Source organism: Nonomuraea harbinensis (assembly GCF_019396385.1).
In the GTDB taxonomy this organism is placed as follows: domain Bacteria; phylum Actinomycetota; class Actinomycetes; order Streptosporangiales; family Streptosporangiaceae; genus Nonomuraea; species Nonomuraea ferruginea.
The window spans coordinates 31,743-54,346 of the sequence record NZ_JAHKRN010000021.1 but is presented as its reverse complement, the minus strand read 5'-3'; the positions used below and the strand labels follow the sequence as shown (position 1 = coordinate 54,346).

Annotated in this window: 21 protein-coding genes; 13 read left to right on the top strand and 8 right to left on the bottom strand. The window is 72.1% G+C overall.

The genetic code is table 11. The features are described from left to right. The first annotated feature begins 67 nt into the window (after nt 1–67). Nucleotides 68–3,520 carry a tetratricopeptide repeat protein gene (locus KME79_RS22245; protein WP_219546138.1) on the top strand — a complete coding sequence of 1,151 codons (3,453 nt, stop codon included), beginning with the start codon at nt 68–70 and terminating at the stop codon, nt 3,518–3,520. Between the two features lie 85 nt (nt 3,521–3,605). Continuing rightward, nucleotides 3,606–3,974 carry a hypothetical protein gene (locus KME79_RS22240; protein WP_219546137.1) on the top strand — a complete coding sequence of 123 codons (369 nt, stop codon included), beginning with the start codon at nt 3,606–3,608 and terminating at the stop codon, nt 3,972–3,974. A 9-nt stretch (nt 3,975–3,983) separates the two neighbouring features. On the opposite strand, the gene KME79_RS22235 is transcribed toward KME79_RS22240, so the two are convergent. Continuing rightward, on the bottom strand, nt 3,984–5,177 hold the full coding sequence (locus KME79_RS22235; protein ID WP_219546136.1) for an FUSC family protein: 1,194 nt from the start codon (nt 5,175–5,177) through the stop codon (nt 3,984–3,986). A gap of 69 nt (nt 5,178–5,246) precedes the next feature. Between KME79_RS22235 and KME79_RS22230 the strand changes: the two genes are divergently transcribed. Beyond that, complete coding sequence (locus tag KME79_RS22230) at nt 5,247–5,849, top strand: dienelactone hydrolase family protein (RefSeq protein WP_219546135.1); 603 nt, start codon at nt 5,247–5,249, stop codon at nt 5,847–5,849. Nucleotides 5,850–5,855: 6 nt separating this feature from the next. On the opposite strand, the gene KME79_RS22225 is transcribed toward KME79_RS22230, so the two are convergent. After that, a complete protein-coding gene (locus KME79_RS22225; RefSeq protein ID WP_219546134.1) occupies nt 5,856–6,488 on the bottom strand; it encodes a DedA family protein in 633 nt (210 codons plus the stop codon). A 175-nt stretch (nt 6,489–6,663) separates the two neighbouring features. Between KME79_RS22225 and KME79_RS22220 the strand changes: the two genes are divergently transcribed. The 5 genes from KME79_RS22220 to KME79_RS22200 all read left to right on the top strand — a co-directional run bounded on the left by KME79_RS22220 (nt 6,664) and on the right by KME79_RS22200 (nt 11,337). Continuing rightward, on the top strand, nt 6,664–7,251 hold the full coding sequence (locus KME79_RS22220; RefSeq protein ID WP_148036642.1) for a biotin transporter BioY: 588 nt from the start codon (nt 6,664–6,666) through the stop codon (nt 7,249–7,251). Between the two features lie 7 nt (nt 7,252–7,258). Further along, nucleotides 7,259–8,737, top strand: coding sequence for a class I adenylate-forming enzyme family protein (locus KME79_RS22215; RefSeq protein ID WP_219546133.1), 1,479 nt, complete (start codon nt 7,259–7,261; stop codon nt 8,735–8,737). Between the two features lie 43 nt (nt 8,738–8,780). After that, nucleotides 8,781–9,983, top strand: a complete 1,203-nt coding sequence (locus KME79_RS22210) for a thiolase family protein (protein WP_219546132.1) — start codon at nt 8,781–8,783, stop codon at nt 9,981–9,983. Nucleotides 9,984–10,060: 77 nt separating this feature from the next. Beyond that, entirely contained in the window at nt 10,061–10,735 is a 675-nt protein-coding gene (locus tag KME79_RS22205; protein ID WP_219546131.1) for an energy-coupling factor ABC transporter ATP-binding protein, read from the top strand. After that, nucleotides 10,732–11,337 carry an energy-coupling factor transporter transmembrane component T family protein gene (locus KME79_RS22200; RefSeq protein ID WP_219546130.1) on the top strand — a complete coding sequence of 202 codons (606 nt, stop codon included), beginning with the start codon at nt 10,732–10,734 and terminating at the stop codon, nt 11,335–11,337. Before KME79_RS22205 ends, KME79_RS22200 begins: the two co-directional genes overlap by 4 nt. Here KME79_RS22200 and KME79_RS22195 read toward each other — a convergent pair. From KME79_RS22195 to KME79_RS22185, 3 genes are all read right to left on the bottom strand, one after another. Then, nucleotides 11,312–11,911, bottom strand: a complete 600-nt coding sequence (locus tag KME79_RS22195; RefSeq protein WP_219546129.1) for a PadR family transcriptional regulator — start codon at nt 11,909–11,911, stop codon at nt 11,312–11,314. The genes KME79_RS22200 and KME79_RS22195 overlap by 26 nt on opposite strands. Nucleotides 11,912–12,167: 256 nt before the next feature. Then, the gene (locus KME79_RS22190) at nt 12,168–13,307 is read right to left on the bottom strand and encodes a DUF8189 domain-containing protein (RefSeq protein ID WP_219546128.1); all 1,140 of its coding nucleotides are present in this window, start codon (nt 13,305–13,307) and stop codon (nt 12,168–12,170) included. Nucleotides 13,308–13,748: 441 nt separating this feature from the next. Further along, entirely contained in the window at nt 13,749–14,324 is a 576-nt protein-coding gene (locus KME79_RS22185; protein WP_219546127.1) for a DinB family protein, read from the bottom strand. 115 nt (nt 14,325–14,439) lie between these two features. Between KME79_RS22185 and KME79_RS22180 the strand changes: the two genes are divergently transcribed. Continuing rightward, the gene (locus KME79_RS22180) at nt 14,440–14,940 is read left to right on the top strand and encodes a bactofilin family protein (RefSeq protein ID WP_219546126.1); all 501 of its coding nucleotides are present in this window, start codon (nt 14,440–14,442) and stop codon (nt 14,938–14,940) included. A gap of 438 nt (nt 14,941–15,378) precedes the next feature. Then, nucleotides 15,379–17,511: a carbon starvation CstA family protein gene (locus tag KME79_RS22175; RefSeq protein ID WP_148036631.1), complete on the top strand. Its 2,133-nt coding sequence runs from the start codon at nt 15,379–15,381 to the stop codon at nt 17,509–17,511. A 40-nt stretch (nt 17,512–17,551) separates the two neighbouring features. On the opposite strand, the gene KME79_RS22170 is transcribed toward KME79_RS22175, so the two are convergent. Then, nucleotides 17,552–18,109: a DUF305 domain-containing protein gene (locus KME79_RS22170; protein WP_219546125.1), complete on the bottom strand. Its 558-nt coding sequence runs from the start codon at nt 18,107–18,109 to the stop codon at nt 17,552–17,554. A 21-nt stretch (nt 18,110–18,130) separates the two neighbouring features. Next, on the bottom strand, nt 18,131–19,045 hold the full coding sequence (locus tag KME79_RS22165; RefSeq protein ID WP_219546124.1) for a MerR family transcriptional regulator: 915 nt from the start codon (nt 19,043–19,045) through the stop codon (nt 18,131–18,133). A gap of 38 nt (nt 19,046–19,083) precedes the next feature. On the opposite strand from KME79_RS22165, the gene rplK reads away from it, so the two are divergent. Next, nucleotides 19,084–19,509: a 50S ribosomal protein L11 gene (rplK, locus tag KME79_RS22160; protein ID WP_219546123.1), complete on the top strand. Its 426-nt coding sequence runs from the start codon at nt 19,084–19,086 to the stop codon at nt 19,507–19,509. Nucleotides 19,510–19,512: 3 nt separating this feature from the next. Here the strand turns inward: rplK and KME79_RS22155 are convergent, their stop codons facing one another. Next, entirely contained in the window at nt 19,513–19,746 is a 234-nt protein-coding gene (locus KME79_RS22155) for a heavy-metal-associated domain-containing protein (protein ID WP_219546122.1), read from the bottom strand. 114 nt (nt 19,747–19,860) lie between these two features. Between KME79_RS22155 and KME79_RS22150 the strand changes: the two genes are divergently transcribed. Together KME79_RS22150 and KME79_RS22145 are read left to right on the top strand one after the other, a co-directional pair. Beyond that, complete coding sequence (locus tag KME79_RS22150; RefSeq protein ID WP_219546121.1) at nt 19,861–20,544, top strand: Crp/Fnr family transcriptional regulator; 684 nt, start codon at nt 19,861–19,863, stop codon at nt 20,542–20,544. Between the two features lie 76 nt (nt 20,545–20,620). After that, entirely contained in the window at nt 20,621–22,561 is a 1,941-nt protein-coding gene (locus KME79_RS22145) for a heavy metal translocating P-type ATPase (protein ID WP_219546120.1), read from the top strand. Nucleotides 22,562–22,604 lie beyond the last annotated feature (43 nt).

Genomic DNA, 22,604 nt, shown 5'->3' with positions numbered 1-22,604 from the left:
AGGTCTGCCCCGACCTGGGTCGTGCTGTCATGCCGCGGACACCGCCGTCCCGAGATGGGTGGTGCCGGTGAACGTGTTCCGATCCCTCGTCGACGAGAACGCCCGCGCCCGGGTCTACCGGCGCGGTGAATGGCTCTGCTCCCCGCTGCGGCCCACCGGCCGCGTCTATCTGATCGAGCACGGCTACGCCATGGAGTACCTCCCCGGCGGCGACCGCGAGATCGTGCACGACCTGCGTTCCGGCGGCGACCTGGTGGGCGAGCCGGCGTTCTGGCACCCCGGGGAGCGGGTGAAGGTCGACGCGCTGACCGAGGTGCGCGCCTGGCCGATCGACATGCGGCGGCTGCGGGAGCACGCCGCGTCCAGCACGGCCGTGGCGACCGCGCTGGTGCAGGAGCTGTTCGCCAGGAACGTGGCGGCGCGCAGGCACGAGGCGCTGGCCAGGGCCCCGGTGGCGACCCGGCTGGCCGTGTGGCTGCTCAACCTGGACGCCCGCTACGGGCTGGCCTCCGAGTCGGCCCCGCCGCTGTCCATGGAGACGCTGGCCGACCTGGTCGGCAGCGTGCCCGACGTGGTGCAGCGGACACTCGCCCAGTGGGTGCGGCGCGGCTGGCTGGTGCGTCCCGGCTACCGCCGGTTACGCGTCGCCGACCCGGCCGCGATGCGGACGCTGGCCGGCGACTGGGAGCATCTGGCCGTGCCGTGGGAGGGCCGGATCACCCCGTTCCTCACCGGGCCGGGCGCGCCGGCCGAGCCGCTGCCCGCCGCCGAGGTGCCCCATCCCGCGCAGCTCCCCGCGGACGTGCCCGACTTCACCGGGCGGCAGCAGAGCCTGGACCTGCTCACCGAATGGCTGGAGCGGACCCGCAGGACGAACACGATGGTGATCCAGGGCCTGCCGGGCGTCGGCAAGACGGCGCTGGTCACCCACTGGGCGCACCTGCACGCCGGCCGGTTCCCCGACGGGCAGATCGTCATCGACCTGCGCGGCCAGTCGCCCGCCCAGCCCCCGATGACCACGGCGGAGGCGCTCGGCCAGATCCTGCGGTCGCTCGGAGTCGGCGAGCACATGCCGGCCGCCGACGAGGCCGAGCTGATGCTGCTCTACCGCAGCCGGATCGCCGGGCGCAGGCTGCTGCTCATCCTGGACAACGCCGCCGACCCGGCCCAGGTGCGCACGCTGCTGCCCGGTGGCAAGGACTGCGTGGTGCTGGTGACCAGCCGGACCAGGATGGCGCCGCTGCGCGCCACCGGCCAGGCGGACCTGATGGACCTGCACGTGCTCGACCCGGGCAACGCGGTGGCGCTGCTGGTCGGGCTGCTGGGTGAGGACTCGCCGCGGGCGGCCGACCGCGACGGGCTGGCCGAGCTGGCGCGGGTGTGCTCGTACCATCCGTTCGCGCTGCGCATCTCGGCCGCCAAGCTCGCCGAGAACCCGGAGCTGAGCGTCGCCTCCCGGGTGCGGGAGCTGCGCCGCCCGGAGCGGCAGCAGCGGTTCCCCGGCGACCCGGAGCAGGCTTTCGGGTCGGCGCTGGATCTGGCGTACGAGTCGCTCGGCCCGGCCCAGCGGCGCGCCTTCCGGCACATCGGGCTGCTGCCCGGCGGCCCTTTCACGCCCGAGGTGCTGGCCGCGGCGCTCGGCGTGCCGGTGCCGGAGGCGCTGGCGTCACTGGCCGGGCTGCACCGGGCGTATCTGGTCGAGCCGCTGCCCGGCTCCCGCTACCGGGTGCACGACCTGGTCAAGCGGCTGGCCAGGGAGCTGGGCAGGCACGCCGAGGCGGGCGTGCGGGAGGCCAGGGTACGGCTGCTCGACCACTACCTGATGACCGCCACGGAGCCGGGCACGCCGGGCGAGTGGTTCGAGGCCGAACGGCGTGCCCTGGTGTCGGTGGTGCGCACCGCCGAGGAGAGCGGCGCGTACGGGATCGCCTGGCAGCTCGCGCACGCCGTGTTCGAGCCGTTCAGGCGGCTGCGGTACTACGAGAACAACCTGGAGATCCAGCAGGCGGGGCTGGAGTGCGCGCAGCGGATCGGCAACCGGCGGGCCGTCGCGCTGATGCGCAGCCATCTGGGCTCGATCCACCGCGACATCGGCCCGTCCACCCGGGCGGCCCGCTACATCGGCGAGGCGCTGGCCGACTTCGCCACGCTCGGCGACCGGGAGGGCCGCGCCCGCGCGCTCATCGACCTGGCCGAGGTGCACGGCATCGCGGGCAACCTGGAGGACGCGCTGAAGGCGGCGGACGAGGCGCTCTGCGGCTACCAGGAGATCGGCGACCTGGCCGGGGTGGCCGACAGCCTGCACGCGCTGTCCCGCCTCCACCTGTCCCAGGGACGCCACGAGCCGGCGCTCCACCACGCCGGCCAGGCGCTGGAGGTACGGGAGGAGCTGGGCGACCGGCGCGGCACCGCGCAGAGCCTGATCATGCTGGCCCGGGTGCAGCAGAGCCTCGGCGAGCCGAACGCCGCGCTGTCGGAAGGGCTGGAGGCGCTGTCGATCTGCCACGAGCTGAGCGACGAGCACGCCGAGGCCGAGACGCTGCTCTGCCTGGCCGAGGTGTACGACACACTGCGGCTGCCGCACGACGCCCGGCGCGACGCCGAGCGGGCGCTGGCCGGCTACACCGCCACCGGCGACCAGCACGGCTCGGGCCGGGCGCTGTGCGCGCTGGGCCGCATCGCGCGCAACGGCTCCCGGTACGACGAGGCGCTGGCCCACTTCGAGCAGGCGCTGGCCGTACAGGTCGAGCTCCACCACGAGCAGGGCAAGGCCGAGACGCTCGGCGACATCGGGCTGGTGCACTGGCGGCTGGCCGACTACCTGCGCGCCGACGAGTACCTCACGCAGGCGCTGGCCATCAGCCGGGTGATCCGCGACCTGCCCATGGAGGCGCGCATGCTGAACCGGCTGGCCCGGGTGCGGCGCAGGCAGGGCCAGTCGCAGGTGGCGTTCGTGTACGCGCTGGAGGCGCTGGACATCGTGCAGGCCGCCGGCGGTCGTAGAGCCGAGGCCGACGTCCAGGAGACGCTCGCGAACACGTACCTGTCGCTCGGCCGGCACCAGGACGCGCTCCGCGCGGCCAGGCGGTCGCTGGAGATCAGGGAGGAGATGCGCGACGACAAGGCCAGCGCGCTGCTGTCGATCGCGCTGGCGCTGCACACCGCGGGCCGCCCGTCCTCCGCGCTGGCGTACGCGCGCCAGACCGTCGAGCTGCTGGACGAGACCGGTACGCGCGACCGCTGGGGCGCGGCGCTCACCACGCTCGCCATGATCCTGCTCGACCTGAACCGGCCCGAGGAGGCGTACGTGCACGCGGCGCGGGCCAGGGAGGTCCACCACGCCTGCGGCACCCGCCGCGACCTGGGCTGCGCGCTGCGGGCGCTCGGCCTGATCGCGTGGCGGCGGGGCGACGTCGCGGCCGCCGTGGCCCATCTGGGAGAGGCGGTGCGCACCCTCGACGAGGTGGGCGACGTGGTCGAGGCGCGAAAGGCCGCCCAGGAACTCCGACGAATGTCGTGAATTCCGCCCGGGGGAGGTCGCAGATCTGATCAGGTCACCGGCGTTCAACTGGTCTCACCGGCCACGGACAGCGGAGGTGATCCGGATGCTCAAGAACCATCTGCGTCGAGACCTGCGGTGGTTGAGGCGACAGGCGCGCGGGGACAGGCGGATCACCGTCCTGGTCCTCACCCTGGTACCGGCCGCGTGGACCCGCCAGCTCGCCCCGGGCGACGCGATGCCCGAGCCGGAGCTGCTGTTCCTGCTGTCGGCAGGGCTGCTGGCGGTGTCGGGCGCGGCCTGGTTCACGTCGGCGTACTTCCTGGCCAGGTCCGCGCGGGCGCGGCGGGAGCCGGTCGAGGTGCTGCGCCGCGTCACCCGCGTCTCCAGGGCCAAGGAGTGGGCGTTCATCGCGGCGGGCGCCTACGTGTCCTGGCACGTGCTGCAGTTCGTCACCGTGCTGGTCATGACCTGACCGGGACCGTCAGCCGGGGATGAGCCAGGCGGGGAACGCCGCCTGGTGCGGCCCGTTCTCCGGGTCGAGCTCGTGCCTGATCGTCGCGCACTGGTCCAGCATCGCCCCGTGCAACGACCACAGCTGGACGTTCTCGGTGTCGGGGACGCGCTCGGCGGCCAGCACCTGGTGCTCGCCGCTCTCGCGCAGCGCGGTCCGCAGCCGGCCGAGGTCGCGCACGCTGCCCCGGCCGAGCTGGAGCCGGCCGAACGCGGCGAAGGCCTTGGAGATGGCCAGCAGTTCGTCGCCGAGCGCCGCGGGCACCCGGTGGACGTCCTCCGCGGGTAGCCCGCGCACCCCGGCCGCCAGGTCGGTGAGCGACCTGGCGATGCCGCGCAGTTGCAGGCCCGCGTGGTCGAGGCAGGTCATGGCCTCGGCCACCTGGTCGAGCTGCTCGTCCTGCCGTCGCCGCCGGAGCGGCACCAGCCGGACCGACTCGGCGGCCTGCTCGGCCACCTCCTGGCTCTCCCGCAGGCGGGCGTCCACCTCGCGGGACCGCTCCAGCCAGCTTCTCGCCTCGTCCTCACCCCACGCGCCGCGCACGCCCTTGCCCATGGCGGCGGACAGCGACGACAGGTCACCGGCCAGCTCGGCCATCTCCCTGCGCGCCTCCTCCACGTACCGGGGCGGGAGCACGACCAGGTTGGCCAGGATGCCGATGACGGCGCCCAGCAGCAGGTCGACCAGGCGCTCCAGGCTGTACGTGGCGCCCAGCGCGAACACCAGCAGGGCGGTGATCGGGATCTGCACGTTCTGCTTGGGCAGGTTGAGCAGCCGGGTCACCACCAGCCCGCCCGCGACCAGGATGGCGAGCGTGATCCCGTTGATGCCGAGCAGGAGGATCAGCCCACCGGCGCCGAAGAGCCCGACCGTGACAGCCCCGACCTGCTGCACCCCGCGCACGACCGTGCCGTAGGCGGTGGCCGAGAACGTGAGCAGCACCCCGATCGCCCCCAGCACCGGCATCCTGTCCTGCAGCACCCGGGCCACCAGCCACCAGGCGAGCACGCAAGCGGCCGTCAGCTTGATCCCCTGGAGCAGCGGCTCACGCTCGGCGCGCAGCCATCCGGGCAGTCCCAGGCTGCGAGCGCGCTCCAGGATCAGCCTGCTCTGCCTGGAGATCCGCTCGAACGGCGGCAGCCCCTGCCTCGATCGCTCCCCCATCCCGGCATCGTCGCAGGAAGACAACCGCGTGAGCTGGGTAGACACCCTGCTTGAGTGGAGGTGGTGAGGATGGACGCCGAACTTTCAGGTCAGCTGGTGGTGCCGGACGGGGCGCGCGGCGTGGTGCTGTTCGCGCACGGCAGCGGCAGCAGCGGCCGCAGCCCGCGCAACAGGTACGTGGCCGCCGCGCTGAACGAGGCCGGGCTGGGCACCCTGCTGTTCGACCTGCTGACGCCGGAGGAGGAGTACGACCGGGCCAACGTGTTCGACATCGAACTGCTGGCAGGCAGGCTGCTGACGGCGACGGAGCGGGTGCGGGAGCATCCGGCCGCGGCGAACCTGCCGCTCGGCTACTTCGGCGCGAGCACCGGCGCGGCCGCCGCCCTCAGCGCCGCGGCCGAGCCGGACGCCGACGTGGCCGCGATCGTCTCCCGGGGCGGCCGCCCGGATCTCGCGGGCCCGCGTCTCGCTTCCGTACGGGCGCCGACGCTGCTCATCGTGGGCGGCCACGACGAGCAGGTGCTCGAACTGAACCGGGAGGCCCAGCGGGAGCTGGGCGGCGAGAGCCGCCTGGAGATCGTGCCCGGCGCCACCCACCTGTTCGAGGAGCCCGGAGCCCTGGACCAGGTCGCCGACCTGACCGGCTCCTGGTTCGTCACCCACTTCACGTGACCCGCGTCAGTTCTGCCGGGCGCCGCGGCGCTCCGACAGCCGCTTCCAGACGAACACCCCGACGGCCAGCACGACCAGGCCGATCACCACGTACGTGAAGATCCCGACGTACGTCTCGACGATCGGCCACTGCCGGCCCAGGAAGTAGCCGGCGGTCACGAGGGCGGTGTTCCAGATGAAGCTGCCCACCGCGGTGAGCAGCACGAACGTGGGCAGCGGCATCCGCTCGAAGCCGGCCGGGATCGAGATCAGGCTCCTGAACAGCGGCACCATCCGCCCGAAGAACACCGTCTTGCGACCGTGCCTGGCGAACCACTGCTCGCTCTTGTCCACGTCCTCCGGCTTGAGCAGCGGCACCTTCGCGTACAGCGCGTGCACCCGCCGCCTGCCCAGCAGCGCCCCGACCGCGTAGAGCGCGAGCGCGCCCACCACCGAGCCGATCGTGGTCCACAGCAGGACGTGCCAGAACACCAGCCCGCCCCTGCTCACCGTGAACCCGGCCAGCGGCAGGATGACCTCGCTCGGGATCGGCGGGAACAGGTTCTCCAGCGCGACCGCGATGCCCGCGCCGGGCGCGCCGAGCGTCTCCATGAGACCGGTGACCCACTCGACGATTCCGCCCAGACCGCTGGAAGTCATCCTCGTCCCTTCGTCGCACGTAGTCTCTTCCCGTACGCAGGCGCCTATTCCTCCCGGTCCGTCTCGGCCATCCATCTGAGACATTCCTCGGCGGGGAACGTTGTGGCAACCCTCCATGCGTGAATCCCGCCCCGTGGTGTGGGATCGAATCCGCACACACAATCGAGGAGGAGCGATGAAGTGGTTCTCCCCTGCAGACGTCGCCCGGGTGGCCGTCTTCGCCGCGCTGATCGCGGTGCTGGGGCTGGTTCCGGGGGTGAGCCTCTTCGGCGGCCTGGTGCCCGTCACGGCTCAGACCCTGGGGGTCATGCTGGCCGGGCTGATACTCGGCTCGCGGCGGGGGGCTCTGGCGGTGCTGGTGCTGCTCGCGCTGGTGGCGGTGGGGCTGCCGCTCCTGGCCGGGGGCCGGGGCGGGCTCGGCGTCTTCACCCAGCCGTCCGCGGGGTTCCTGATCGGGTGGCTGCCGGGCGCGTTCGTCACCGGGTGGATCGCGGAGCGCGGGGGGCGCAGCCCGAGCATGGTACGGCTGCTGGTAGCGTGCCTGGTCGGCGGCATGGGGGTCATCTACCTGTGCGGCATCCCGGTGTACGCGATCTTCGGTGATCTCACGCTGGGCGGCGCGGCCCTGTTCACCCTGACCTTCGTGCCGGGCGACCTGGCCAAGGCGGTGCTGGCCTCGTGGATCGCGCGAGGGGTGCAGCGCGCCTACCCGGGCGCGATCCCCACCGTCCACAAGCGTCCGAGATCCGGCGAGGAGGGCTGACCGGGGCATGCCAGTCGCAGCACAGGTCATCCGGCACGCCTCCACCCACCCCGACCGGGTCGCGATCTCCGGCCCGTACGGCGACATCACGTACGGCGCCCTGGCCCGTCGCGCGAGGGAAGAGGCGGCGTCCCTCACGGCCGCCCTCCTCCGGCCGATCCCTGCTCGGGCCACCCCACCGGCGGCCTCCCCGCCCCCGGCGGACGGGCGCGCCATCACGGCGGCTGCCCGGACGAGGGCGCCGGTCGTGGGCATCTGCCTGCGTGACCCCGTCGACCAGCTGATCGCCATCCTGGCCGCCGACCTGACGGGGGCCACACCACTGCTGTACGAGCCAGCCCTGCGCGACGGCGTCCCAGCGGACCTCCTCGTCGAGACCCTGCTCACCACCGGTCCGACCGACCCGGGCGCACAGACCCACCTCGCCGGGGTCGGCTCGGCGGGGCCGGTCACCCGGTCCTTGCCCGGCGGGGGATGGTTCGCGCCGTCGCCTGGTGATCTGGCGTGGGCGTGTTTCAGTTCGGGGAGCACGGGGCGGCCGCGTGCCGTCGTCCGTACGCGGGAGTCGTGGACGGGGTCGTTCGGGCCGGTGAGCGAGATCACCGGGATCGGCGTGGATGATGTGGTGCTGGTCCCGGGGCCGCTGACGTCTTCCCTGTACGGGTTCGCGGCCGTGCACGCGCTGGCCGTGGGCGCGACGGTGCTGGCGCCCGGCCGGTGGGCGCCGGGGTCGCTGCCGGAGCTGGCGCGGCGGGCGACGGCGGTGCACGTGGTGCCGCACCTGCTGCCACGGCTGCTGGACGCCCTGCCCGAGGACGCGCCGCTGCGGGTCGTCGTGGTGGGCGGGGCCGCGCTCCCGGCCGAGGTACGGGAACGCGCCGGGGACGTGCGGGTGGTCGCCTACTACGGCGCCACCGAACTGTCCTTCGTGGCCGTGGACGCCGACGGCGGCGGACTGCGGCCGTTCCCCGGAGTGGAGATCGAGGTCAGGCCGCCGCTGGGTGAGGTGTGGGCGCGCTCCCCCTGGCTGGCCGAGGGCTACCTGGGCGGCGTGGCGGGCCCGCTCAAGGCCGAGGACAAGTGGATGAGCGTCGGCGACCTCGCCGATCCGTACACCCCGGGAGAGCCGCTGCGGCTGCGCGGCCGTGGCGACGGCGCGATCCAGACCGGCGGCGCGACGGTGGTCCCCGAGGACGTCGAGGAGGTGCTCCGGCGCGCGCCCGGCGTGGGTGACGTCGTGGTCGTCGGTTCCCCGCACCCCGAGCTGGGAGCGGTCGTGACCGCCGTGGTCGAGGCCGGCGCCGGCCCGCTCCCGTCCAAGGCCACCCTGGAGAAGGTGGCACGCGACGGCCTGGCCGCCGCCCAGCGCCCCCGCCGCTGGTACGCGATCACCGACCTCCCCCGCACCCCGACCGGCAAGCCCGCCCGCGCCCAGGTAGCGGCCCGCCTGACCACCACCGACCCCGACCTGCGGAGACTCCCATGACGCGCCGCCCGACCACCGGCGACGCCGACCTGCGGGGACTCTCATGACGGGCCCGCACGATCCGGTGATCGTGGCCGCCCGCCGGACCCCGATCGGCACCGCCGGCCACGCGTTCAAAACGGTCACGGTCGACGCCCTGGCCGCCGCGGTGATCGGCGCGGTGGCCCGCGACGCCGTCGGCGATGGGAGGACCCCCACTCTTCTCGACGGTGTCGGTCCGGGGGACCTGTCGCGTGCGCACGTCACCCAGGCGTCCGCAGAGGACGTCGTGCTGGGGAACTGCATGGGGCCCGGAGGGAATGTGGCGCGGGTGGCGGCGCTGAGGGCCGGGCTGGGGGAAGGCGTGCCGGGGGTGACGGTGGACCGGCAGTGCGGGAGCGGGCTGGCCGCCATTCTGATCGCCGCCCAGGCCGTACGGAGCGGGGACATGGAGTTCGTGATCGCCGGGGGCGCCGAGAGCGCGTCGACCGCGCCGGTGCGGGCGTTTCGGGACGGGTCCCCGTACGAGCGTGCTCCTTTCGCCCCGGAAGGGCACCCGGATCCGGACATGGGGGAAGCGGCGGAGGCCCTCGGCGCGGCGCGCGGCGTGAGCCGTGAGCGCCAGGACTCCTATGCGGCCGCCAGCCACGCCAAGGCGGTGGACGCCCGGGCGGCGGGCAGGTTCGCGGCGGAGATCGTCCCGGTCGGGGAGCACTCCAGCGACCAGCGGCCGCGGACGCTGCGCCCGGCGACGCTGGCGCGGCTGCCCGGGGCGTTCGTGCCGGGGGGCGCGGTGACCGCGGGCAACTGCTCGCCCAACAGCGACGGCGCCGCCGCGGTGGCCGTCGTGCCGGAGCGGCTGCGTGATGGCAGGCCGGGGCTGCGGCTGGTGGCGGGCGCGGTGGTGGGGTGCGATCCGGCGCTGCCCGGCTGGGGGCCGGTGCCCGCCGTGCGCCGGCTGCTCGCCCGTACCGGCACGAGCCTGGAACGGGTGGCGGCGGTGGAGATCGTGGAGGCGTTCGCCGCGCAGACGCTGGCCGTCACCGACGCGCTCGGGCTCGACCCGCTGGGCGCGGACGCCGGGCGGGTGTGCGCGGACGGTGGCGCGATCGCGCTCGGGCACCCGTGGGGGGCCAGCGGCGCGGTCGTGGTGACGCGGCTGTTCAGCCGGCTGGTACGCGCCGGGGCGCCCCGGGGGACACTCGGGCTCGCGACGGCGGCGGTCGGCGGCGGGCTCGGCGTCGCCGCCCTGTTCGAGGTGGTTTGAGTGAAAGGGCTCGTCCTCGCCGAGGTGGTCGGAGTGCTCGCGTTCGCTGACGTCTATGTCCGGTCGAGGTGGTGTGAGTGATCGAGCTCGCTGACGTGCGTGTCCGGCTCGGAGAGCGCGAGGTGCTGCGCGGGGTGAGCGCGACGCTGGCCGAGCGGCGGATCGGCGTGATCGGGGCCAACGGGTCGGGCAAGAGCACGCTCGCCCGGCTGTTCAACGGGCTGGCGCTGCCCACCACGGGGACGGTGACCGTGCTGGGTCACGACACGCGGCGGCAGGCGGCCAAGATCCGGCGGCGGGTGGGGTTCCTGTTCACCGACCCGGACGCGCAGATCGTGATGCCGACCGTGGCCGAGGACGTGGCGTTCTCGCTGCGCCGCCACAAGCTCCCCGCCGAGGAGGTGCGGGACAGGGTGGCGGCCGTGCTGGAGCGGCACGGGCTGGCCGGGCACGCCGACCATCCGGCGCACCAGCTGTCCGGCGGGCAGAAACAGTTGCTGGCGCTCTGCTCGGTGCTGGTGCTGGAGCCGGAGATCCTGATCATGGACGAGCCGACGACGCTGCTCGACCTGCGCCACTCCAGGCTGGTGGCCGAGCACCTGCGCGTCCTGCCCCAGCAGGTGGTGGTGGTCACCCATGACCTGTCGCTGCTGGCGGACTTCGACCGGGTGCTGGTGCTGGACGACGGCAGGGTGGTCGCCGACGCGCCGCCGGACGAGGCGATCGGCCACTACCGCGGGTTGATGGCGTGAACGCCCTCACCGGCGCTTACGTGCCGGGCGACTCGTTCCTGCACCGGATGCCGACCGGGGCCAAGCTGGCGGTTCTGGCGGTCTGCTGCACCGGGCTGATCCTGCTGCCCAGCGTGTGGGCGATGGCGGGCGCGGCCGTGGTGGTCGTGCTGCTGTACGCGGTCGCGCGGGTGGGCGCGGCAGCGGCGTGGGCGCAGGTGCGGCCGGTCCTCTGGTTCGTGGCGGCGCTGTTCGTGATCCAGCTCGTCCTCGCCGGTCCGTCGGCCGCGGTCCTGGTGACGTCCCGGATCGTGCTGGCGGTCGCGCTGGCCGGGCTGGTCACGCTGACGACCAGGACCTCGGCCATGATGGCCACGCTGGAGCGCGCCCTGCGGCCCGCCCGGCGGGTGGGGCTGGACCCGTTCCGGCTGTCGCTGCTGCTCTCGCTCACCATCCGCAGCATCCCGGTCATCGCCGCGCTCGCCACCCGCGTACGGGAGGCGCAGCGGGCCAGGGGCGTCGAGTGGAGCATGCGCGCGTTCGCGGTGCCGCTGGTGGTGGGCGCGCTGCGGCACGCCGACGCCCTGGGCGAAGCACTCAGCGCCCGCGGCCTGGACGACTGACCGGCGCGCGGGGGTTCTCGCCCGCCATCACGTACGCGCCGCGCTCCAGGCGCTCGATGAGGCCGCGGGTCCACTCGGCGGCGCTCTCGGCGGTGTGCACCCACATGCCGAGCACCTCCCCCACCATGCCCCACGCCTCCGGGTCCTCGTCCGGCGACCAGTCGCGCCGGACCCGGGAACGCCACTCCTCCAGCGCCCGCACCCGCGTCTTCAGCAGCTCGACCGCCTCGGCCCTGGGCAGGTCGTCCATCAGGCCGGCTCCGGCGCTCAGCATGTCGAGCCGCTGGTCGGCCTTGGAGAGCGCGTGGCGGAGCAGCGCGAAGTAGTCGGCCTCGCCCGCCTCGGTGATCTCGTAGTCGATCCGGGGCGGGCCGCCGGCGGTGCTGGGCGCCTCCTCGTCCGCGCGCAGCAGTCCCTCGACGGCCATCTGGCGCAGCGCGTGGTAGATCGAGCCCGGCTTGAGCCCCGCCCACTCGTGCGCGCCCCACGACTCCAGGTCGGAGCGGACCTGGTAGCCGTGCGCGCTGCCGCGCCGCCGCACGGCCCCGAGCACCAGCAGCCGCACCACCGACATCGCCACTCCCTCGATCTTTGAGCATCCACCATAGTCAGAGCACTCGTGCCGGCGCGTGGTACCGATAGGGGGGTGATCGGGAGGTGGTGCGGCCGGCGGCGTCGTCCTCGTCGCGAACCCTCACGGAGCGCTCGCGGGCACGCGAGCTGGCCTCATGACGGCGACGCCCAGGCTGATCAGATTCCGGGGCGCGGTAGTCCGCGAGGAGGACGGCGTGCCGTGTGGCCGGGGGCTACCCCGGCCACCGATCGGGGAATCAGTCGACAAGGGGACCGGCGATGGTGGTGTAGCCGCCGAACTGGCCGGCCGGCTGGCCGTTGACGTACGGCCGGAAGTTGGACGCCAGCGCGCCGGAGGTCAGCCGGGCCAGCAGGGTCTGGTCGTAAGGGCCGCCGTTGGGGGCGGTGGCGAAGGCCGCGGGATTGCCGGTCGCCTCGCCGTCGACCCGCTCGTAGCCCACGACGCGGTCACGCCGGTAGGCGTAGACGGCGTTGTCGGGCCCGCGGACGTACAGGAAGTTGGTGGCGAGCGCGATGTCGCTGGTCGCGGTGAGGCCGTCCAGCGGCTGCCAGGTGGCGCCTATGGTGACGAGGTTCATGGTCCACACCCGGTTGTCCTCGCCCCGGGCCGCGATCTCGTACGCGTTGATGCCGAAGTCGTCGCGGACGGCGATGTTGCTGTTGACCCGCAGGTCGCCGATCGGCTCGAAGGCAGTGGCGGTGTTCGCGCTCACATTGCTGAAGTAGACGCGGTTGTCACTGCCCCGGACGAAGACGCGGACGTTGAAGGGAAGAGTGAAGAACCCGCGGCTGGCGGTGATGTCACTGGTGGCGAAACCGCCGAGGCTGCGCCAGCCCACCCAGGCTCCGTTGCGGCGGACGTTCGTCCACACCGCGCCATCGGTGCCCCGGGCGAAGAGTTTGACGCTGGCGGGCGGCTCGTCGAAGGCGACGATCGCCTCGACCTCGCCGGTCACCCTCAGACCAGGCACGATGGAGTAGCCGGTGACCACGCCGGACGGGGTGATGGTGTTGGTGTAGACCTGGTCATCGGTGCCGCGGACGTAGAACTCGGTGCCGTAGGAGGTCACCACGACGTTCGGGTCACCGACGATGACCCCTCCCAGCGACTGGAAGGGGCCGAACACACCGCCCGAGAACGTGCTGTACAGCAAGGAGCCGTCCGCGCCGCGCGCCGCCACCCCCTTGGCCGACCGGGTGAGGGTGTAGTCGTGGGCCACGCGCGGAGTGCTCAGGTCGGGCAGGCCGGCAGCGTAGGCGGGCGGAGGAGGACCGGCCGCCGCAGCGGGAGAACCGAAGGCCAGCAGGCCCAGAGTGAGTGCCAGGGCGGTGCCTGCCGCGAGTGGCCGGCGTAACCAGTGGCGTGGATGCTTCATCGCAGAGTCCTTTCGTCGACTTGGCGAAGCAGACTCTGATTCGTCGGCGTGCCACGGATGGATCACAAGAGTTTTGACTCACCCGAGTCAGGCAAGGTCCCGGGACGCGGCGCAGGCGCCGATCGTCGACCGCGCGCGACGTCACTCGACCGGATGCTGCCCGAGTCCCCGGTCGCGGGCGCGCGCGACGAGCGCGGCACGGTCGCGCGCCTGGAGCTTGGCGAGGATGGCGGCGACGTGGTTGCGCACGGTCTGCGCGAAGCGCTTGAAAGGCGAAGCCCGTCAGCGCCGAAGGCACGGAGGCCGAAGGCGCCTTGTGGGAACGCCTGAGCTGCAATGCGCGAAGCGCCCGCTGGGCGAAGCCCTTTGGGCGCCGCAGGCGCCGGGGTTGCGCCGGAGGCGCCTCAGAAGAACGGCTCAGCTGCGACTCTGGTCCAGGGGTCAGGCCTTGGATGCCGCTTCACGGATGCGGGTGGCGTAGTCACGCCAGTAAGGGTCGCCCGGCTCAGGGAAGGACGTGTCGCCCGGGTGGCGCCCGCCCGAGCCGTCGATGAGCTCCCTGATGATGTCGGCGTGGCCGGCGTGCCGGGACGTCTCCTGGATCATGCGGACCACCAGCTGCCGCAGCGACGCCTCCCTGCGCCCCTCCGGCCACCACGGGACGGTGCCGACGGCGGCGAGGTCGAGGGCCTCGATGGTCTCGTCGGCGTGGGTGCAGGCGCGGCGGTAGAGGCCGGTGAGGTAGTCGGTGGTCTCGCCTTCGGCCGCCCACATGTCGGCGCCGTCCCAGATGGTGCCGTCGTCTTGCCATGACATCCGCTCCGGCGCTGGCCGCCCGAACACCTCGCCCAGATAGCCGTACTCCAGGCCGGCCAGGTGTTTGACCAGGCCGAGCAGGTTGGTGCCCGAGGGCACCATGGGCATCCGCATGTCGGCGTCGCTCAGCCCGTCGAGCTTGAACAGCATCGCGTCGCGTACCTCTTGGAGGCTCGCGCGCAGGATCTCCTTCTCGGTCACCCTCCACACCGTACGAGACGCCACCGACAGATGAGAGCGCCCTCATCTTCCGCTCACTGACCGCTCACCACGGAACGAAAGGCTTTAACCAGTACGAACGAGAAAGAGGACTGACATGAAGAAGATCTCCCTGGTTCTGGCCGGCGCCCTGCTCGGCTCCGTTTTCGCCGCCGCTCCCGCCTACGCGGACGACCGGACGTGCCGGGGCGTCATCCGCGCGGTGTCCGTCGACGGCGACATCAAGGTGCCCAAGGGCAAGAAGTGCACGCTCGTCGGTACGAAGGTGGACGGCAACGTCAAGGTGGGCGAGGGCGCCACCCTTGTAGCGCGCGGCATCCGGGTGGACGGCGACATCCAGGCCGAGGAGGCGCGGCGCGTGTCGGTGACCAAGGGCTCGAAGGTGGACGGCAACATCCAGGTCAAGGAGAGCGGGACCGTCACCGTCAGCTCGGCCCGGGTGGACGGCGACATCCAGATCGAGGAGAACCGCGGCCGGGTCAAGATCTACAAGAACAAGGTCGGCGGCAACCTCCAGTGCGAGGAGAACCGCCCCGCGCCCACCGGCAAGGGCAACCGTGTGGAGGGCGACAAGGAAGGCCAGTGCCGCCGTTTCTAACAGCTCCATTGCGGAGGGATTACCCCGGTCAAAACAGCGTTTTGGTAGTCAATAACCCGGGTAAGGGCGTCTTTAGCTTCTGAGCACCAATTATTTCAGGAGCCCCAGATGTCTCGCATCACGCTCACGGCCGCCGCACAGGATTTCCTTCGCGCCGACGAAGTGGTCTTCTTCGATTGGCACGTCACGGGCCTCTGCTGCGCCGACGCCGGCGAGTTCTCAGTCAGGCCGTTGCGGCGGTCCCGGTTACCGCGAAGGGCCCGGAGGCTGGGGACCGATCTGGTGTACGCCCACCCCTCCGCCTGGGTGCATCTAGTCGAGCTGCCCGTGACGATCGACTGCCGTCCGCTGTGGCGCTGGCGGCGCTTCACCACCGATCTGCCACCGGACGCCGGACTCCGCTGCTGCCTGGGCCGTCCCATATATGGGAGGTAATCGGTGAAGGTGCGCTCCATCATCATCTGGACAGCGGTCGCCTTGATAGGCGCCGCCGGCTGGGGCGTGCTCGCCCTGTCCAGGGGTGAGAACGTCAACGCGGTCTGGTTGCTCGCCGCCGCACTCGGCTCGTACGCCATCGCCTACCGCTTCTACGCCCGGTTCATCCAGCGCAAGGTCCTCCGCACCGACGACCGGAGGGCGACGCCGGCCGAACGGCTCGACAACGGCATCGACTACCAGCCCACCGACCGGCGGATCCTGTTCGGTCACCACTTCGCCGCCATCGCCGGGGCGGGCCCGCTGGTCGGGCCGGTGCTGGCGGCCCAGATGGGCTACCTGCCCGGCACCATCTGGATCGTGGCCGGCGTGATCTTCGCCGGGGCGGTGCAGGACATGGTGATCCTGTTCTTCTCCATGCGCCGCAACGGGCGCAGCCTCGGTCAGATGGCCCGCGACGAGATCGGGCCGGTCGGCGGGGTGGCGGCGCTGATCGCGGTCTTCGCCATCATGATCATTCTGCTGGCGGTGCTGGCGCTGGTCGTGGTGAACGCGCTGGCGCAGTCGCCGTGGGGCGTGTTCTCGATCGCGATGACGATCCCGATCGCCCTGTTCATGGGCTTCTACCTGCGGGTGCTCCGGCCGGGCAAGGTCGTGGAGGTCTCGGTCATCGGCGTCGCGCTGCTGATCCTCGCCATCGTCGCCGGCGGGTGGGTGCAGGACTCGAGCTGGGCCGGGGTCTTCACGCTGAGCCCGTCGGCGCTGGCGCTGTGGCTGATCGCGTACGGGTTCATCGCGGCGGTGCTGCCGGTGTGGATGCTGCTCGCGCCGCGCGACTACCTGTCGACGTTCATGAAGATCGGCACGATCGCGCTGATGGCGGTCGGCATCCTGGTCACGATGCCGGCGATGCAGAACACCGCGTTCACCGAGTTCGCGTTCAACGGCAAGGGGCCGGTGTTCGCCGGGTCGCTGTTCCCGTTCGTGTTCATCATCATCGCCTGCGGCGCGCTGTCCGGGTTCCACGCGCTGATCTCCTCCGGCACGACTCCGAAGATGATCCAGAAGGAGTCCCAGGTACGGATGATCGGCTACGGCTCCATGCTGATGGAGTCGTTCGTGGCGGTCATGGCCATCGCCGCGGCCTCCATCCTGAGCCCCGGCCTCTACTTCGCGATGAACTCGCCCGCGGGGGTGCTCGGCGCCACGGTCCAGACGGCGTCCGAGGCGGTCACCAACATGGGCTTCGTCATCACGCCGCAGGAGCTCCAGGCGGCCGCGGCGGCGGTCCAGGAGGAGACCCTGATCGCCCGTACCGGAGGAGCGCCCACGCTGGCCGTCGGCATCTCGGAGATCTTCTCCGGGTTCCTCGGCGGCGCCGCGCTGAAGGCCTTCTGGTACCACTTCGCGATCATGTTCGAGGCGCTGTTCATCCTCACCACGGTCGACGCCGGCACCCGTGTGGGCCGGTTCATGCTGCAGGACACGCTGGGCAACGTGTGGAAGCCGATGCGCAAGGTCAGCTGGTGGCCGGGGCTCCTCGCGACCAGCGCGATCGTGGTGGGGGCCTGGGGCTACTTCCTCTACCAGGGCGTCAACGATCCGCTGGGCGGCATCAACCAGCTCTTCCCGCTGTTCGGCATCGCCAACCAGTTGCTCGCGGCGGTGGCGCTCACCGTCGCCACCACGCTGCTGATCAAGAGCGGGCGGCTGAAATGGGCCTGGGTGACCGGTGTCCCGCTGGCGTGGGACGTCGCGGTCACGCTGACGGCGAGCTACCAGAAGGTGTTCTCGCCCGACCCGGGCCTCGGGTTCTTCGCCCAGCGCGACCGCTACCAGACCGCACTCGACCAGGGAGAGGTCCTGGCCCCGGCCAAGTCGATCGGCGACATGGAACGGGTCGTCTTCAACTCCACCGTCGACGGCGTCCTTGCCGCGCTGTTCGCGATCCTCATCATCATCGTGATCGTGGACGCCGCACGGGTCTGGATCGTCGCGATCCGCTCCCGGGCGCCGCTGCCCGACACGGAGGCCCCGTACGAGGAGTCGAAGATCGTGGCGCCGGCCGGGCTCATCGCGACGCGTGAGGAGCGCGAGCTGATGGCCGGCGCGGCCGGTCCTCCGAAGGGAGACTGACGCGGGACCGGCAGGGCGGCGACCCGCCCTGCCGGTCCGGTCAGGCCAGCAGCCCGGCTATCTCGGCGATGGTGGCCCGCTGATTTTTGATCATCTCTTTCGCCAGGCGCAGGGTCGGCTGGTGTCTGCCCTGGTCGAGCACCTTCTCGGCCATCTCGGTGCCGGAGGCCAGGTGTCTCGACAGCACCGTCAGCCAGGACTTGTCGAACTCCGCGCCCGACATCCCTTCCAGCACCTTGATCTGCTCGGCCGACAGCATGCCGGGCATGGAGTGCGCGACCTTCGCGTCGTCCGGCGGCACCTTCCGCTTCCACTCGCGCAGCCAGGACGCCATCTTGTCGATGTCGGCCTGCTCCAGGGCGATCAGCCTCCCGCCCAGATCCTGCACGTACAGGTTGTCCGCCCGGCCCTCCGCCAGTCCGGCGAGCTGGATGGTCTGCCGGTGGTGCGGGATCATCTCCTGGGAGAACCGGATGTCGGCCTCCCCGTACGCGGCCTGCGCGGCGGGCAGCGGCTCTCCGGTGGCGGGCGCGCACGCGGCGGACGCGGGCACGCACAGGGCCAAGGCGGCGATCAGCAGGCGGGTCCGCACCCGCATCAGCTCCCCTCGATGGTTCGATCACTCCGAGGTACGCGCCGGTTGCGGAGAAAGTTCACGATTGGTTCTGAGCCCTCGGTGGATCCAGTCGTACGCGACGGCCATGGGTGAGGGCTCGGGGTCGAGGCCCCGTACGGCCGCGACCAGCTCCCAGTAGCGCGCGGCGCGCGGATCGTGCCGGTCGAAGGCGCGCAGGACCTCGTCGCGGTCGCCGCCCATGACGGCGAGGGCGCGTTCGAGCACCGGGACCGCCTCGGGCGCGGCGGGCGAGACCCCCGCCTCGACCGCCCGCAGCGCCTCCTCCGCCATGGCCGCGCTCTCCCGCTGCCATGTCCCGTGGTCGTACGGACGGTCCCAGAAGTCCGCGGACGTCTCCCGCAGGTTGCGCCGGAACCCGTCGTCGGCCAGCAGGTCCATCAGCTCCAGCCACGCGTCGAGCTGGGCGGCCGTGGGGTCCTCGGGCAGCTCGGGGGCCATGCACGCGCGCATGTCCGCCAGCCACTCCCGCTGGGCGGGGCTGCCGCCCACGTCGTCGATGAACGCGTCCAGCAGCGTCTCCATCTCGGCCGCGCCCAGCCGCCCGAGGGTGTGCAGCCGGCGCAGGTCCTCGTCGGCGGGGTCGTCCTTGGCGAGGGTGGCGCGCAGCACGGCCCGGGCCCGCTGCAGCGCGGCGAGCTGGGTCTCCACGGCCCGCAGGTGGAGGGCGAGCACGTCCTTGAGCCCGCGCCGCCCCAGCGAGCGGATCGTGGCCAGGTCGACGCCGATCTCCCGCAGTGTGCGCACGAGCTCCAGGTGGACGCGGTGCTCGTCGGTGTAGCGGCGGTAGCCCGAGGGGGTGCGGCCGGGCGCGGGCAGCACGCCCTCGTCGGAGTAGAACCGGATGGTCTTGACGGAGAGACCGGTCAGCTGCGCCAGCTTGCCGATCGAATAATCCATTTGAGTCTCCTGTTACGGGAGACTTTAGCTTAGCCCGCATGGCGAAGAACAAGGTGACCAGGGTCGTCACCATGCACCTGAACGCGGGCGAGGCCGGCCCGGCGACCGTCGGCAAGGACCTCGGCCCGCTCGGCATCAACCTCATGCAGTTCTGCAAGCAGTACAACGAGCTGACCGCCGGCCGGCGCGGCTACGTGATACCGGCCGTGGTCACGGTCTACGAGGACCGGGCCTTCGACATCACCGTCAAGCAGCCCACCACGGCCTCGCTGATCCGCCAGGTGACCGGGCTGAACGGCGGCAGCCCCCGCCCCGGCCACCAGAGCGGCGGCGTCGTCACCACGGCCCAGCTCAGGCAGGTGGCCGAGGCCAAGCTGCCCGACCTCAACACCGACGACCTCGACCAGGCGGTCAAGATCGTGGCGGGCACGGCCAGGTCCATGGGGCTGGACGTCAAGGACTGATCATCAGAAGGCGGCGGGGCGGGCCACGTAGCCGGCCTTCTTCACCGCGGCGACGAGTTCGTCGGCACCGACCTCCGCCGGGTCGTGGACGACTTCGACGCGGGACGAGGCGAAGTGCACCTTCACGGACTCGACACCGGGAAGCCGGCGGACCTGCTTCTCGATCTTGTTCACGCAGGACGGGCACGAGAAGCCCTCGGCACGGAGGATGGTCTTGGTGGTCTCTGTGACGGACATGGTCCTGGTCTCCTTCCTCACCGGTCTTTCCTGGTGACGACCTCAAGCTACCGATCCGGCGCTCCGGCTTCCTTGACCTACGTCAAGCTCCGGGCCGTGTGACAGGCTGGTGCCATGGCCGAGGACGACCTGTGCGTGACACGTGTTCCGATCTTCCAGGGGCTGACTCGCCAGGAACAGATCGACGTCGCGCGGTTCGCGCGCCCGGTGGCCGTGGTGAAGGGGGAGACCGTCTACGGCCCCGGGCGGGCGGTCTCCCGCCTGCTGGTGATGCACAGCGGCCAGCTCAAGATCAGCCATGTGGCGGCCAACGGCCAGGAGCAGATCCTGCGCACGGCGGCCAACGGCGACGTGGTGGGCGAGCGCGCCTTCCTGACCGGTCACAGGCCGGACCACTTCGCGGTCGCTCTCGAGGACAGCCGGATGTGCGTGTTCGACCACGGCGACCTCGCGGCGTTGCTGCGCGACTACCCGGACATCGGCCTGCGGATGCTGCGCACGCTGTCCGACCGGCTCACCTCCGTCGAGCGGCTGCTCGCCGCGATCACCTCCAGTGATGTCACCGCGCGCATCGCGGCCTATCTGCTCGACCTGCCGGCCGACGTACGGGACGGGGTACCCGTGGTCCGGCTGCCGATGGCCAAGAAGGACGTCGCCGCCTACCTGGGAACCAAGCCGGAGACCCTCAGCCGATCCCTCGCCGCGCTCTCCGCGGGTGGCGTCATCCAACTGCACGGGCGCCGCGACGTCGGCATCCTCGACGTCGAGGCTCTGGATCGGGCGGCCGTCCCGGCTTGACCTGCGTCAAGGAACTCCAGGGCGTCCCGGCCTAACGTCGAGATCAGACGTGGACCAGGAGAAGGAGCTGACGCAGATGGACAGGGTCCGGGCCTGGGGTTCGTGGCGGTGGAGTGTGCCGCTGGTGAGCGGCCTCCTGATCGTCGCGTCGTTCGCGGCGTCGGCCGCGCTGGGCGCCGAGATGCCCGGCGACGTGCTGATGGTCGCGGCGGCGGTGGTCGCCGGCTGGGGAATCGTCGTCAAGGCGGCCCGAGCCCTGATGGCGCGCGTGGTCGGCATCGACCTGCTGGTCTCGGTGGCCGCGATCGGCGCGCTGATCATCGGCGAGTACTGGGAGGCGGCTGCGGTGACGTTCCTGTTCGCCGTCGGTCACGCGCTGGAGAACGCCACGCTGAGCAGGACGAGGTCCGCCCTGGCCGAGCTGGTCGCGGTGGCCCCCGAGGTGGCCGTGGTGCTTCGCGACGGCCACCAGGTGGAGGTACCCGCCGCCTCGGTGGCGACCGGTGAGACGGTGCTGGTCAAGAACGGCGCGAAGGTGCCGGTCGACGGGGTCGTGATCGACGGTACGGGGGCGCTGGACGAGGCGTCGATCACCGGTGAGTCGATCCCGGTGGAGAAGACCACCGGTGACCAGGTGTTCGCAGGCACGGTCTCCATGGGCGGCTTCCTGCAGGTGCGTGCCACCGGTGTCGGTGCCGACACCACGCTGGCCCGGATCATCCACCGGGTCGAGGAGGCGCAGGACGCCAAGGCGCGTACCGCGGCGTTCATGGACCGCTTCTCGGCCTGGTACACCCCGGCGATCATCGTCCTGTCCCTCGTCCTCGGCCTGGCGACCGGCGACGTCGTGCTGGCGCTGACGCTGCTGGTCATCGGCTGCCCCGGCGCGCTGGTGATCTCCATCCCGGTTGCGATCGTCGCCGGCATCGGTCGTGGCGCCAAGGACGGCATCCTGATCAAGGGCGGGGAGTTCCTGGAGACCTCGGCCAGGGTCGACGCCGTCGCGCTGGACAAGACCGGCACGCTGACCGAAGGACGGCCGTACCTGACCGACGTGGTCTCCCTGGACGAGGTGTGGAGCCGCGCCGACGTGCTCGGCTGGGCGGCCCGCGCGGAGGCCGGCTCGGAGCATCCGCTGGCGCGCCCGATCGTCGACGCCGCGCGTGCGGAGGGCCTGGACGTCGCCGGTCTTCCGGAGGCCACCGAACCGGTGCCGGGAAAGGGGATCGTCGCGACCCTCGACGGTCGCCGCGTCGCGGTGGGCAACCTGGCGCTGCAGGAGGACGAGGGCGTTCCGTACGCCGCGGCCGCCGGCGTGGTCGACGGGATCGCCGCCGCGGGCCGCACCCCGATGGTCGTGGCCGTGGACGGCCGGTTGGCCGGTGTCGTCGCCGTGGCCGACCGGGTCCGCCCCGACGCGGCGCGGATGGTCGCCGACCTGCACGCGGCCGGCGTGCGCAGAGTCGTCATGCTCACCGGGGACACCCGGCGGGTCGCCGAAGCCGTCGCCGCTCAGGTCGGCGTCGACGAGGTCCATGCGGGCCTGCTGCCGGAAGACAAGCTGGAGGTCGTTCGCGACCTGCAGGCCCGTGGACACGTGGTCGCCATGGTCGGCGACGGCGTCAACGACGCCCCTGCCCTGGCCACCGCCGACATCGGCGTCGCGATGGGCGCGGCGGGCACGGGTGTGGCGATCGAGACCGCGGACATCGCCCTGATGAAGGATGACCTGTCCAAACTGCCCCGGGCCGTCAGCCTGGCCCGCCGCACCGTCTCGGTCATGCGCCAGAACATCGCGGTCGCCCTGGTCACCGTGGGCGCGCTCCTCGCGGGGGTGCTCCTGGGCGGCGTCACGATGGCGATCGGGATGCTCGTGCACGAGATGTCCGTCCTGGTGGTCATCGGCAACGCGATGCGGCTGCTGCGCCGCCGCGGCGCGCCTCGGGACGGCGGCAGCGCCACCGGGCGGGCGCCGGACCGGCTCGATGTCCGCGACAAGGACCGGCAGCGAGCCTGACTCATCGAGGTACGGCCGGGCCCACGGGCCCGGCCGACGGCAT

What these genes read in the sequence shown, in the direction of transcription:
- KME79_RS22230 (WP_219546135.1), top strand. Translation starts at nt 5,247, where the DNA reads ATGGACGCCGAACTTTCAGGTCAGCTGGTGGTGCCGGACGGGGCGCGC.
- rplK (WP_219546123.1), top strand. Translation starts at nt 19,084, where the DNA reads ATGGCGAAGAACAAGGTGACCAGGGTCGTCACCATGCACCTGAACGCG.
- KME79_RS22190 (WP_219546128.1), bottom strand. Translation starts at nt 13,307, where the DNA reads ATGAAGCATCCACGCCACTGGTTACGCCGGCCACTCGCGGCAGGCACC.
- KME79_RS22240 (WP_219546137.1), top strand. Translation starts at nt 3,606, where the DNA reads ATGCTCAAGAACCATCTGCGTCGAGACCTGCGGTGGTTGAGGCGACAG.
- KME79_RS22220 (WP_148036642.1), top strand. Translation starts at nt 6,664, where the DNA reads ATGAAGTGGTTCTCCCCTGCAGACGTCGCCCGGGTGGCCGTCTTCGCC.
- KME79_RS22150 (WP_219546121.1), top strand. Translation starts at nt 19,861, where the DNA reads ATGGCCGAGGACGACCTGTGCGTGACACGTGTTCCGATCTTCCAGGGG.
- KME79_RS22195 (WP_219546129.1), bottom strand. Translation starts at nt 11,911, where the DNA reads ATGTCGGTGGTGCGGCTGCTGGTGCTCGGGGCCGTGCGGCGGCGCGGC.
- KME79_RS22180 (WP_219546126.1), top strand. Translation starts at nt 14,440, where the DNA reads ATGAAGAAGATCTCCCTGGTTCTGGCCGGCGCCCTGCTCGGCTCCGTT.
- KME79_RS22170 (WP_219546125.1), bottom strand. Translation starts at nt 18,109, where the DNA reads ATGCGGGTGCGGACCCGCCTGCTGATCGCCGCCTTGGCCCTGTGCGTG.
- KME79_RS22225 (WP_219546134.1), bottom strand. Translation starts at nt 6,488, where the DNA reads ATGACTTCCAGCGGTCTGGGCGGAATCGTCGAGTGGGTCACCGGTCTC.
- KME79_RS22145 (WP_219546120.1), top strand. Translation starts at nt 20,621, where the DNA reads ATGGACAGGGTCCGGGCCTGGGGTTCGTGGCGGTGGAGTGTGCCGCTG.
- KME79_RS22155 (WP_219546122.1), bottom strand. Translation starts at nt 19,746, where the DNA reads ATGTCCGTCACAGAGACCACCAAGACCATCCTCCGTGCCGAGGGCTTC.
- KME79_RS22165 (WP_219546124.1), bottom strand. Translation starts at nt 19,045, where the DNA reads ATGGATTATTCGATCGGCAAGCTGGCGCAGCTGACCGGTCTCTCCGTC.
- KME79_RS22235 (WP_219546136.1), bottom strand. Translation starts at nt 5,177, where the DNA reads ATGGGGGAGCGATCGAGGCAGGGGCTGCCGCCGTTCGAGCGGATCTCC.
- KME79_RS22210 (WP_219546132.1), top strand. Translation starts at nt 8,781, where the DNA reads ATGACGGGCCCGCACGATCCGGTGATCGTGGCCGCCCGCCGGACCCCG.
- KME79_RS22215 (WP_219546133.1), top strand. Translation starts at nt 7,259, where the DNA reads ATGCCAGTCGCAGCACAGGTCATCCGGCACGCCTCCACCCACCCCGAC.